Source organism: Streptomyces sp. NBC_01618, from assembly GCF_045209435.1.
Classification (GTDB): Bacteria; Actinomycetota; Actinomycetes; order Streptomycetales; family Streptomycetaceae; genus Streptomyces.
In genome coordinates, this window is sequence record NZ_CP109297.1 from 3039574 (window position 1) to 3051497 (window position 11924).

Genomic DNA, 11924 nt, shown 5'->3' on the forward strand with positions numbered 1-11924 from the left:
GGCTTTTCCCTTCGGTCTTGCGTTTCCGACTCTATCAGACTCTTTCGTGTCCGATTCCCGGTCGAAGCGGGGTTGCTTTCCAGTTCTTCGCTTTCGCGTTTCCCTTTCCCGCGGCTCCAACCTTACCAGACTCATTTCGTTCCGTGTCCGGCTCGAATTTGAATTCTGGCGGCCTTTGGAATGGCCTTGCCTTTCGGCTGACTCGACTTTACCAGAACCATTCAGCCGAACCGATCGGCTGCATGACCCGGAATAAGAGAATCAATGGCTCTGCGGAGATTCCATCTCCGTTGAGAGCGAGGAAGACGTTAACCGCCGGGATCGGACCTTTCCAGTCCGACTCAACCGTTTAAATCTACCTCCCCCGAGCGACTGTGTCAACGGTCTCCCGGGGCGAAGAGGAGACTAGCAGGTCAGGGCGGGTGTACGCACATCAGGCTGCGGCGGGGAGTTCGGCACTGCGTTCCGTCGGGTCGATGTCGCCCCGATCGCCGGCGCGAGCTGCGCGGCCGCCCAGGAGGTAGATGTACGCAAGGAAGGCCAGCTCGGCCGTGATGCCGATGGTGATGCGCCCCCAGGTCGGGACACCGGAAGGGGTGACGAAGCCTTCGATGACGCCCGAGACGAACAGGACCACAGCGAGTCCGATGGCCATGCCGATCGCGGCTCGGCCCTGCTGCGCGAGCGCCGAGCGGCGGGTCTGGGGGCCCGGGTCGATGACCGTCCAGCCGAGCCGGAGGCCTGTACCCGCTGCGACAAAGACAGCGGTGAGTTCCAACAGACCGTGCGGGAGGATCAGTCCCAGAAAGGTGTCGAGGCGGCCGGCTGAGGACATCAGGCCGATGCCGACCCCGAGGTTGAGCACGTTGACGAGGAGGATCCAGATCACCGGGATGCCCAGGAACGCTCCCAGGACCAGGCACATGGCTGCGGCCTGGGCGTTGTTCGTCCATACCTGGGCGGCGAATGACGCGGCCGGGTGGCTGGAGTAGTAGGTCTCGTACTCCCCGCCCGGGCTGGTCAGTCGGCGGAGGTCGTCCGGGGCTGCGATGGCCGACTGGACTTCCGGATGCGTACCTATCCACCAGCCGATGACTGCGGCCAGCAAGGTGGAGAGGACGGCCGTGGGTATCCACCAGTGCCTGGATCGGTAGACCGCGGCGGGGAAGCCGGTGGTCAGGAAGCGCGTGGCGTCGCGCCAGGAGGCTCGGCGGGTTCCTGTCACCGTGGACCGGGCGCGGGCGACGAGTTGGGTGAGGCGCGCGGTGAGTATCGGGTCCGGGGTGCTGGACTGAAGCAGGGAGAGATGGGTGGCCGTGCGCTGGTAGAGCTCGACGAGCTCGTCGGCTTCCGCGCCGGTGAGACCGCGCCCACGGTGCAGGAGCTGGTCCAGGCGGTCCCACTCGGTGCGGTGGGTGGTCACGAAAACGTCGAGGTCCATGGGCGGCTGATGCTCCAGGCATGGGTGCGTACGGGGTTCGTACTACGGCGGCGCGTTGCGTGTCAGCTTGGCAGACTGAGGTCCCGAGGGGCAGGGAAGACCGGCGAAGGATGGGGCGGCGATGAATGAGCTCGTGACCGGGGACGCGGTCGTGCTGGGGTTGCGGCCTGCGAAGTTGCCGAGCCGGGCGCTGGCGCTGGCCATCGACCTTGCCGTGGTGGGGGCGGCGTTCGTCCTCGTGTCGATCGGCCTGGCCATGGCGACGGTGACGCTGGACGAAGCGGCGCTCGCGGCGGTGTCCGTGGCGTCCTTCCTGTTGGTGCTCGTGGGCGGGCCGATCGCGGTGGAGACCCTCAGCCATGGGCGTTCGCTCGGGAAGCTGGCGTGCGGTCTGCGCGTGGTACGGGACGACGGGGGGCCGATCCGTTTCCGGCATGCGCTGGTGCGCGGGGCCATGGGGGTCGTCGAGATTCTGATGACACTCGGGGTGGTCGCCTGTATCGCTTCGCTGGTGTCGGCGCGGGGTCGGCGGCTCGGGGACGTGTTCGCGGGAACGCTTGTCGTACGGGAGCGGGTGCCGACGGGGCGGGCGACCGCTGTGCCGCCTCCGCCGCCGTGGTTGGTCGGGCGGTTCGCGGGTCTGGATCTGTCGGCGGTGCCGGATGGCCTGTGGCTGGCGATACGGCAGTACCTGACGCGGATGCATCAGCTCGACGCGCAGGTGGGCCGGTCGATGGCGGAGCGGCTGGCCGCGGAACTGGCGACGCGGACCGGGGTTCCGGTGCCCGAGGGGGTGCCGGCCGGGGCGTATCTCGCGGCGGTGGTGAACGAGCGGCAGGCGCGGGATGCGCGGCGGGTGTTCGTCACTGCTCGGGACGGTGATCCGCAGTTCGGTGCCGCGCAGGTGGGGGGCGGGGTGCCGGAGGGTCGGGCTGCCATGTCCTCGCCGGTGGGGGCCGTGCCGTCCGTGGGAGGTACGGGGACAGGTGCTCCAGTCGTTCCGGTTACGGAGGAGGGCGGGGCGGCGGCGCCCGCAGCGACGGGGTTCGCGCCGCCTGCCTAGCGCGGTGAGGGCGGGGTTTCCAGGTCTTCGAGCTCGATCCCGGGTGCCGAGAGGACCACGTCGCCGGCGATGTGAACGGTGTGCTGTTCGCCGGTGTCCAGGGCACTGACCTGGTATTCGTCCACTGTCAGAGGGCCGTTGTCAGTGGCGTGCGCTTCACTGTTCACCAGGGCCCAGGACTGGTCGACGGTGCGGGGGGCGAGGACCGGGTCCGTGAAGGCGACCAGGCGGACGCGGGTCGCGGGGGAATCGGGGGTGAGGCGCAGAAGTCGTGAGGTCGCGATGAGGAATGCGGGGGAAGTGCCGGTGAAGGCGTGGGCGCGCACATTGCCTTCGGTGGCATGAGTGCCGGTCGGGTCGGTACGGACCCAGGTGACGCCTTCGAGGGCGGCGCCGCGGACCTGCCAGCTCGCGGCGTGGAGTTCGAGGCGGATGGGGCGGCCCAGTTCGTCGAGGGTCAGATCGACGGAACCGAGGTGGTCGCCGGAAGGGGCGGTGATCTGGGAGACGTAGCGCCAGCCGGAGGGGCCGGGGGCGCACTGGAAGTGTTCTTCGCCGAGGAGGGTGTGATCGTGAAGATCGTGGAGCGAATATCGGCCGCGGGGCATGGGGTCCTTCGAGGTTCCTCGGGCTGAGCGGGTGCGATACGAGCGCAGGCCCCCGACACGGGGGTGCGGGGGCCTGTGCTCGTAGCTGCTGCTGAGGTTATTCCGTCTGTCAGCGGCCGGTGGTCACTGGCCGGCGGTCCGGTGGTGACGTGTGCGGTCGCTGACGGGCGGGATCAGGAGCCGATCAGTAGCGGTAGTGGTCGGGCTTGTACGGGCCTTCGACCTCGACACCGATGTAGGCGGCCTGCTCGGGGCGGAGCGCCGTGAGCTTCACGCCGAGCGCGTCGAGGTGGAGACGGGCGACCTTCTCGTCCAGGTGCTTGGGCAGCACGTAGACGTCGGTCGGGTACTCCTCGGGCTTGGTGTACAGCTCGATCTGGGCCAGCGTCTGGTCCGCGAACGAGTTGGACATCACGAACGACGGGTGGCCGGTCGCGTTGCCCAGGTTCAGGAGGCGGCCCTCGGACAGCAGGATGAGGACCTTGCCGTCGGGGAACGTCCAGGTGTGGACCTGCGGCTTGACCTCGTCCTTGACAATGCCGTCGATCTTCGCCAGGCCGGCCATGTCGATCTCGTTGTCGAAGTGGCCGATGTTCCCGACGATGGCCTGGTGCTTCATCTTGGCCATGTCGGCGGCCATGATGATGTCCTTGTTGCCCGTCGTGGTGACGAAGATGTCGGCCTTGTCGACGACCTCGTCGAGGGTGGTCACCTGGTAGCCGTCCATCGCCGCCTGCAGCGCGCAGATCGGGTCGATCTCGGTGATGATCACGCGGGCGCCCTGGCCGCGCAGCGACTCCGCGCAGCCCTTGCCTACGTCGCCGTAGCCGCAGACGACCGCGGTCTTGCCGCCGATGAGCGTGTCGGTGGCGCGGTTGATGCCGTCGATCAGGGAGTGCCGGCAGCCGTACTTGTTGTCGAACTTGGACTTGGTGACGGCGTCGTTGACGTTGATCGCCGGGAAGAGGAGGGTGCCATCGCGGTGCATCTCGTACAGGCGGTGGACACCGGTGGTGGTCTCCTCGGTCACGCCGCGGATCTCGGAAGCGAGCTGGGTCCACTTCTGCGGGCTCTCACCGAGGGTGCGGTTGAGGAGCGTGAGGATGTGGGCGTACTCCTCGCTGTCCGCCGTCGACGGGTCCGGGGCCGCGCCGGCCTTCTCGAACTCGACGCCCTTGTGCACGAGGAGGGTGGCGTCACCGCCGTCGTCGAGGATCATGTTCGGGCCGCCGGTGGGGGTGTTCGGCCAGGTCAGGGCCTGCTCGGTGCACCACCAGTACTCTTCGAGCGTCTCGCCCTTCCAGGCGAAGACCGGGACGCCGGCGGGGGCGTCCGGGGTGCCGTTCGGGCCCACGGCGATGGCCGCGGCGGCGTGGTCCTGGGTGGAGAAGATGTTGCAGGAGGCCCAGCGGACCTCGGCGCCGAGGGCGACCAGGGTCTCGATCAGCACGGCGGTCTGCACGGTCATGTGCAGCGAACCGGTGATGCGGGCACCGGCCAGCGGCTGCGCGGCGGCGTACTCCTTGCGGATCGACATCAGGCCGGGCATCTCGTGCTCGGCGAGGGTGATCTCCTTGCGGCCGAAGGTCGCGAGGGAGAGGTCGGCGACCTTGAAGTCCTGTCGATTGGCGACCGTTGTCATAACGGGCTGCTCCTCGTGATGGGCGTCGGAGGTGGGCACGGCTGGCTCTGCGGCGGCGGGCACACGAATGCCCGGGCGCTCGCAGCACAGTCCGTCGGAGGCCCTCTCTCCCTCGGCCGGTCCACGCGTACGGACCGATCGACCGCCATCAGCAGCGACGTCTGACACTGCCATCGAATCTACACCGACCGGCCCGGCCGCTCCCAGCCCGCCCGGGAAGGAACGTGGCCGGGAGGGCGTACCGGGAGCGGGCGGGCGGGGATTGCCGGAGAGGACACGGACGGGAGGCGGTTGGGACGGGAGGTGCGCTTGGGGCCCTAGGGGTACGTGGGTGGGTCAGTGGTCGGAGGGCGTCGGGGAGTTCGGGGCTCCGCCCGGGGCCTTGCCGGGGTTCGTGCCGGCTGCGGCGGCCGCCTCGCTGTAGATGTCCGGTTCCAGATAGATGACCCGGGCGATCGGGACGGCTGCGCGGATTCGGGTCTCGGCGGCGTTGATGGCGTTGGCCACTTCGGTGGCGGTGTCGTCGTGCTGTACCGCGATCTTGGCGGCGACCAGCAGTTCTTCCGGGCCGAGGTGGAGTGTGCGCATGTGGATGACGCCGGTGACCGTGTCGCCGTCGACGAGTGCGGACTTGATCTTCTCGACCTGGTCGGCACCCGCGGCCTCGCCGAGCAGGAGGGACTTCGTCTCGGCCGCGAGGACGATCGCGATGATGATCAGCAGGATGCCGATGCAGAGGGTGCCGATGCCGTCCCAGACGCCGTTGCCGGTCCCGAGGGCCAGGCCGACGCCCGCGAGGGCGAGCACAAGACCGATCAGCGCGCCGAAGTCCTCCAGGAGGACGACCGGGAGTTCGGGGGCCTTGGCACGGCGGATGAACTCCTTCCAGGAGAGCGATCCGCGGGTCTCGTTGGACTCCTTGATGGCCATACGGAAGGAGAAGCCCTCGGCGATGATCGCGAAGATCAGCACTCCGACCGGCCAGTACCAGGCCTCGATCTCGTGCGGGTGCTTGATCTTCTCGTAGCCCTCGTACACCGCGAACATGCCACCGACGGAGAACAGCACGATGGAGACGAGGAAGGCGTAGATGTAGCGCTCGCGGCCGTAGCCGAAGGGGTGCTGGGGGGTTGCTTCGCGCCTGGCCTTCTTGCCGCCGAGCAGCAGCAGGCCCTGGTTGCCCGAGTCGGCAACCGAGTGGACGCTCTCCGCGAGCATCGACGACGAGCCACTGAACAGGAACGCCACGAATTTGGCCACTGCGATCGCGAGGTTGGCGCCGAGTGCCGCCACGATCGCCTTGGTTCCGCCTGACGCACTCATGGGTGCCTGGTGTCCCTTCTTCGGTGCTGCGGCCCTGGCGCCGCGGTACGGCCGGACATTGTTGCAGTCAGCTGGTGCGGACGGTGCCTCAGGCCACCACTGTGGCGCGGAACAGAGTTCCCGTACCGGATACTTCGACCCTCTCACCGGAGGGTACGAAGACCGAGGCGCCGGGTGTGAGACCGAGCGTGCCAGCCTTCGGGGCGCCCGCGGTGCAGAGCAGGATCTGCGGGGTGTCCCTGGTCAGGTCGACGGGGTCGGCGCCGGGCGACAGGTCGAAGCGCGAGAGCCGGAATTCGTCCACGGGCGTCTCGTACAGTTCCTCGCCGGACGGGGAGGCCTCGGGGCGCAGGACGCCGGGGTCGGTCGGCTCGAAACGGACGATGCGCAGGAGTTCGGGTACGTCGATGTGTTTGGGCGTGAGTCCGCAGCGCAGCACGTTGTCGGAGTTGGCCATGATCTCGACGCCGAGGCCGTCGAGGTAGGCGTGCGGGACGCCTGCGCCGAGGAACAGGGCTTCGCCGGGCTGGAGTTCCACGTAGTTCAGCAGCATGGCCGCGATGACACCGGGGTCGCCGGGGAAGTGGTGGGCGATGCGGGCGTACGGGGCGTGGGCGCCGCCGAGGCGTTCGGCGGCCGCGGCTGCCTGGTTCACCGTTTCGGCCGTCTGCGCCGGGTCGGCGGCGAGGATCGCGGTGAGGACCTCGCGCAGGGCCGCCTCTTCGGGGTGGGCGCCGAGGAGGTCGACGTACGGCTTGAGGGAATCGACGCCGAGCGCCGCCATCGTCTCGGCCGCCTCGGTGGGCCTACGGAAGCCGCACAGGCCGGCGAAGGGGGTGAGCGCGCAGATCAGCTCGGGTTTGTGGTGGGCGTCCTTGTACGTGCGGTGGGGTGCGTCGATCGGGACGGACCGGCGCTCCTCGTCCTCGTAACCCTGCTTCGCCTGTGCGAGATCGGGGTGGACCTGGAGGGAGAGCGGGGCTCCGGCGGCGAGCAGTTTGAGGAGGAAGGGCAGGCGGGGGCCGAACTTTTCGACCGTGGCCCGGCCCAGTTCACGCTCGGGGTCGGCGGCGATGACCTCGGTGAGGGGTTGCTCGGGGCCGGCCTCTTTGGTGCCGGTTGTACGGGTGAGGCGGGAGGGGGCTCCTGGGTGGGCGCCCATCCACATCTCTGCCTGGGGTTCGCCGGTGGGTGCGATGCCGAGCAGCTCGGGGATGGCGGTGGTGGAACCCCAGGCGTAAGGGCGCACGGTGTTGGAGAGCCGGTCCATGGGTTGTCCTTGTCAAGTGCGTGGATCGGGGGCGGCGTACTACCGGTGGGCGCCTGCGTCAGACGCGGGCTGCCGACGCGAGTGCCAGGTAGACGGCAGCGAAGTCGGTGACGGCGAGGAGTTCGGCGAGGGCTTCGAGTTCGGTGCCCTCCTCCGGTTCGAGTTCGCTGATCGCCGTGTCGTGGCCGAGGGCCAGTTCGCGGGCGGCGGGGCCGGCGCTCAGGCCGCCCGTGGGGCGGTCGCGGAGCAGTACGACGCGGGCGTGCAGGGGCTCCGCCTCGTCGACCCGGTCGCGGAAGAAGTCGTCGGGGTCGGCCCCGGCGGCGAATGTGCCCGCCAGCAGCGCGCCGTGGGCGGGCAGGGCCTCGGGGAGCTCTGCGGCGAGGGCCGGGCGGCCGGACAGCTCGGCCAGGACTGCCGCGAATCTCCGGCCGACCGGGGCCGCCGCGTCACCCTCCGTCCAGATGAGGGGCAGGCTGTCGGCGAGCTCGGCGGCGAGGGTCTTGGCCGGGTTGCTGTACGTGGCGATGGCCGGACCGCAGCGTTCCGCGGTGCGGTCCAGGCGGTCGGCGACGCTCTGCAGCGCCTCTGCGGGTGCGGTGACCAGGCCGACGCGGTCGAGCAGTGCGAGCAGCGGGGTGAACAGGGCCCAGAGCGTGCCGGGGCCCGCCGCCGACGTCTCGGCGTCGTACTCGCCGTGCGGTGCGGTGGCCATCGGTACGACGAGTCCGTGTACCCCGTCGGTCGCCTCGCGCAGCGGTGACCGGTGGGGGGCGACGGCGACGACGCTGCAGCCGCGGCGGTACGCCTGTTCGGCGAGTAGGGAGAGGCCCGGCTCGGAACCGTCGGCCGTGACGATCAGCAGCAGGTCGACGGAGCCGGCCCAGCCGGGCAGCGTCCAGCGCATCGCGCCCGCGGCCGGGGCGACCCCGGTGGGGCGGATGCGGGTGACGGGCGCGGAGGCGCCTGCCAGGGCGGTGATCAGGTCGGCGACGCCGGACGCGGCGGTGCCGGAGCCCGCGACGAGTACGGCGCGGGGGCGGCCTTCCGGGTTCAGTGCGGCGATCCCGGCCTCCGCCGCGTGCCGGGCGGCGGTGCGGACCCGGGCCCCGGCCTCGGCGGCGCCGCGGAGCAGCCCGCGGCGGTCGGCTCGGGCCAGGGATTCCGGGGCGTCGAGCAGCGACTCGTCGAGCATGGGAACGGTCCTCCGATCACGTGCTGATCACCGTGCGGGATGCGGATGCCGTTACGCGGGGCGGCGGGCCTCGTCGACGAGGAGGACGGGGATGCCGTCCCGTACCGGGTAGGCCAGGCCGCAGTCCTTGCCGGTGCAGACGAGTTCGGGGCTGTCGGTCGCCGACCGGTCGTCGAGCGGAGAGTGACAGGCCGGGCAGGCGAGGATCTCCAGAAGGCCGGCTTCGAGCGGCATGGGGTGAGTCCCTTCAAGCATTCGGACAAGCGGTTCGGGTTCACGCGGATCAGGCGACGTCAGCCTACCGCCGGGGGGTGGGGGGTGGAGCCGGGGCCGGGGCGCCTGCGGCGGGCCTGTCCCCTACCCGCCCCTTCCCGAAACCGGGGCGCCGCCCCGGACTCCGCGCCTCAGACGCCGGCGAGGCCGAAAATGTCCTACAAGGCCCGGACCAGTGCCAGTACCTCGTCCCGTACCGCCGTCATCGTCCGTTCGTCACGGGCTTCGACGTTCAGGCGGAGCAGGGGTTCGGTGTTGGAGGCGCGCAGGTTGAACCACCAGTCGGGGGCCGTGACGGTCAGGCCGTCGAGGTCGTCGGTCGTGACTCCGTCGCGGCTCGCGAAGGCGTCGCGTACCGCTGCCGTACGGCCCGCCTGGTCGGTGACCGTGGAGTTGATTTCGCCGGATCCGGTGTAGCGGTCGTACTGCGCGACCAGTTCCGACAGCGTGCCCGGCTGGCCTCCCAGCGCGGCCAGGACGTGGAGCGCGGCGAGCATGCCCGTATCGGCGTTCCAGAAGTCGCGGAAGTAGTAGTGCGCGGAGTGTTCACCGCCGAAGATCGCGCCGTGCCCGGCCATCTCCGCCTTGATGAAGGAGTGGCCCACGCGGGTACGGACCGGGATGCCACCGTTCTCGCGGACGACCTCGGAGACCGTGAGTGAGGTGATCAGGTTGTGGATAACGGTGCCCTTGCCGCCGTTGCGGGCGAGTTCCCGGGCCGCGACGAGGGCGGTGATCGCGGACGGGGAGACGCCCGCGCCGCGTTCGTCCACGACGAAGCAGCGGTCGGCGTCGCCGTCGAAGGCGAGGCCCAGGTCGGCGCCCTCGGCCACGACGCGGGCCTGGAGGTCGACGAGGTTCTTCGGGTCGAGCGGGTTGGCCTCGTGGTTGGGGAACGTGCCGTCCAGCTCGAAGTACATCGGTACGAGGTCGACGGGAAGGTTCGCGAAGACGGTCGGGACTGTGTGGCCGCCCATTCCGTTGCCCGCGTCGACGACGACCTTCAGCGGGCGGATCGACGCGAGGTCCACCAGCGACAGCAGGTGCGCGGCGTAGTCGGTGAGCGTTTCGCGCCGGGTGACGGTGCCGGGGGTGGCCGCCGGGGGCGGCGCGCCGGTCTCGGACCACTTCTCGACCAGGGCGCGGATCTCCGAGAGACCGGTGTCCTGGCCCACGGGTGCGGCGCCCGCCCGGCAGAGCTTGATGCCGTTGTACTGCGCCGGGTTGTGCGAGGCGGTGAACATCGCGCCGGGAAGCCCCAGGCTGCCGGAGGCGAAGTACAGCTGGTCGGTCGAGCAGAGGCCGATCAGTGTGACGTCCGCGCCGCGCGCCGCCGCGCCGCGCGCGAAGGCTCCCGAGAGGCCGGGCGACGAGGGCCGCATGTCATGGCCGATCACGATCGCGTCCGCGCCCGTGACCTCGACGAATGCCGCTCCGAACTGTTCGGCCAGCGGTTCGTCCCACTGGTCGGGGACCACCCCGCGTACGTCGTACGCCTTGACGATCTGCGACAGATCAGCAGCCACGGGCCGGTCCTCCTGAGATTTCTGCGGACCGCCCAAACTACCCGGCGGCGGTTCGGGCGGACCGCGGGGTCTCCAGGGGTGGTGCGATACCGCGGTGCGGCGGGATCGGGTGCCGTGCCGCCGGCGGTGACCAGGCCGGCCAGCAGACGGAGGCCACGTCGTCCAGCGGCACCCCGGTGACCTGGGCGAGCGTCACCACGGGGGTACCCATGGCGCCGAACGCGACGGGCGCGGTGTTGGCCACGAGCGAGACGACGGCCGCCTTCACCGGTTCGAAGCCGAGCGCCACCAGCATCACCGAGGAGATCGCGACGGGCGCACCGAAGCCGGCGAGGGCTTCGAGGAGCGCGCCGAAGCAGAAGGCGATGACGAGCGCCTGGATGCGGGGGTCGTCGGAGAGCCTGAGGGACCGCGGGCGGAGCGCCGCCCTCAGGAGTCCGGTGAGCGCAGCACCCGCAGATGGCCGCGGCGCGCGACCTCCATCGGATCGGCGGCCTGCGGACCGCCACCGCTCCTGCCGTCGCCGCGGTCGTGCGGACGCGCCGCTTCCCGTACCGCATTGGCGAGTGCTTCGAGATCGTCGCCGCTGGGGCGGGTGGGGGCGGAGGGGTCGGAGAGCCTGACGACTTCCCAGCCACGCGGCGCGGTCAGCCGCTCACTGTGCTCGGCACAGAGGTCGTAGCAGTGGGGCTCGGCGTAGGTGGCGAGCGGGCCGAGGACCGCAGTCGAGTCGGCATAGACGTACGTCAGTGTCGCGACGGCAGGGCGGCCGCACGCGGTGCGCGAACAGCGACGTACAGGGCTCACGATGTTGGACGGTACCGCACTCTTGAGCGGGCTGCGACGACTCTCCCTCAGGTCACCCCACCGTGTCGCCCCGTGACCTCCGGCCCGACCGCCTTTCGGGCAGCCCTCCTGACCTGCGGAGGAAGACAGCAGCACCGGTCGTACCGGCAACGATTCCGGTCACCACTCGGCACAAAAGCTGTCATTCACCAAGAGATCAACGGTCAGGAGCGGGACCTGAAACGGGCTCCGGCCTGGCCGGATTGTTCAGAATTGGACATTCCGACGCCCTGTCAGGGAGCGGCGATCCGCTCGCGCGGCGGAGAGTTACCCTGCGTCAGTGATGGACAGTCCCGTACCGCCCCACCCGTCCGAGCCGCGCCCGCGCCGTCGTGACCGCCATGGCCGTGGCATGCGCGGGCCCGTCGCCCCGCCCCAGGTGCCGCTCTCGGTCAGCAGGTCGGAGAGCTTCCGTGATCTCGTGCAGGACTCGGTGGAGCGGCTGGAGCGGCGTTGGCCGCAGCTGGCCGAGGTCGACTTCATGGTGCTCGATGTGCCGGCGACGCAGGAGGAGACCGTTCCGCTGGGGCGCGCGGTCTCCGCGAAGAAGGACCGGCCCGCGCAGATCGTCATCTACCGGCGGCCCGTCGAGATCCGTACCAAGAACCGTGACGAGCGTGCCCTGCTGGTGCACGAGGTCGTGGTGGAGCAGGTCGCGGACTTGCTCGGGCTGTCGCCGGAGTCGGTGGATCCGCGGTACGGGCAGGAGTAGGCCCGGCAGGGCGGCCGGCGCCCGC

General features: G+C 70.1%; 11 protein-coding genes and 1 pseudogene. 2 read left to right on the forward strand and 10 right to left on the reverse strand.

The window, feature by feature from the left end; translation table 11 throughout:
- Nucleotides 1-433: 433 nt before the first annotated feature.
- The gene (locus OH735_RS14195; RefSeq protein ID WP_406381858.1) at nucleotides 434-1441 is read right to left on the reverse strand and encodes a stage II sporulation protein M; all 1008 of its coding nucleotides are present in this window, start codon (nucleotides 1439-1441) and stop codon (nucleotides 434-436) included.
- 121 nt (nucleotides 1442-1562) lie between these two features.
- Here OH735_RS14195 and OH735_RS14200 point away from each other — a divergent pair, with 121 nt between their 5' ends.
- Entirely contained in the window at nucleotides 1563-2504 is a 942-nt protein-coding gene (locus OH735_RS14200) for an RDD family protein (RefSeq protein WP_406381859.1), read from the forward strand.
- On the opposite strand, the gene OH735_RS14205 is transcribed toward OH735_RS14200, so the two are convergent.
- From OH735_RS14205 to OH735_RS14245, 9 genes and pseudogenes are all read right to left on the reverse strand, one after another.
- Entirely contained in the window at nucleotides 2501-3112 is a 612-nt protein-coding gene (locus tag OH735_RS14205) for a hypothetical protein (protein WP_384451114.1), read from the reverse strand. The genes OH735_RS14200 and OH735_RS14205 overlap by 4 nt on opposite strands.
- 184 nt (nucleotides 3113-3296) lie before the next feature.
- Nucleotides 3297-4754, reverse strand: a complete 1458-nt coding sequence (gene ahcY, locus OH735_RS14210; protein ID WP_406381860.1) for an adenosylhomocysteinase — start codon at nucleotides 4752-4754, stop codon at nucleotides 3297-3299.
- 336 nt (nucleotides 4755-5090) lie between these two features.
- Nucleotides 5091-6077: a cation diffusion facilitator family transporter gene (locus tag OH735_RS14215; RefSeq protein ID WP_406381861.1), complete on the reverse strand. Its 987-nt coding sequence runs from the start codon at nucleotides 6075-6077 to the stop codon at nucleotides 5091-5093.
- A gap of 88 nt (nucleotides 6078-6165) precedes the next feature.
- Nucleotides 6166-7347, reverse strand: coding sequence for a mannose-6-phosphate isomerase, class I (manA, locus tag OH735_RS14220; protein ID WP_406381862.1), 1182 nt, complete (start codon nucleotides 7345-7347; stop codon nucleotides 6166-6168).
- A gap of 58 nt (nucleotides 7348-7405) precedes the next feature.
- Nucleotides 7406-8542 (reverse strand): SIS domain-containing protein, encoded by a 1137-nt coding sequence (locus tag OH735_RS14225; RefSeq protein WP_406381863.1) that lies wholly within the window; start codon nucleotides 8540-8542, stop codon nucleotides 7406-7408.
- Between the two features lie 51 nt (nucleotides 8543-8593).
- Entirely contained in the window at nucleotides 8594-8776 is a 183-nt protein-coding gene (locus OH735_RS14230) for a Trm112 family protein (protein WP_406381864.1), read from the reverse strand.
- Between the two features lie 197 nt (nucleotides 8777-8973).
- A complete protein-coding gene (locus tag OH735_RS14235; protein ID WP_406381865.1) occupies nucleotides 8974-10341 on the reverse strand; it encodes a phosphomannomutase/phosphoglucomutase in 1368 nt (455 codons plus the stop codon).
- Nucleotides 10342-10486: 145 nt separating this feature from the next.
- A pseudogene (locus OH735_RS14240) lies at nucleotides 10487-10744 on the reverse strand (L-lactate permease); the annotation flags it as partial.
- A gap of 26 nt (nucleotides 10745-10770) precedes the next feature.
- Nucleotides 10771-11148 carry a DUF3499 domain-containing protein gene (locus OH735_RS14245; protein WP_406381866.1) on the reverse strand — a complete coding sequence of 126 codons (378 nt, stop codon included), beginning with the start codon at nucleotides 11146-11148 and terminating at the stop codon, nucleotides 10771-10773.
- 322 nt (nucleotides 11149-11470) lie between these two features.
- Between OH735_RS14245 and OH735_RS14250 the strand changes: the two genes are divergently transcribed.
- Nucleotides 11471-11899 carry a metallopeptidase family protein gene (locus OH735_RS14250; RefSeq protein ID WP_406386552.1) on the forward strand — a complete coding sequence of 143 codons (429 nt, stop codon included), beginning with the start codon at nucleotides 11471-11473 and terminating at the stop codon, nucleotides 11897-11899.
- Nucleotides 11900-11924 lie beyond the last annotated feature (25 nt).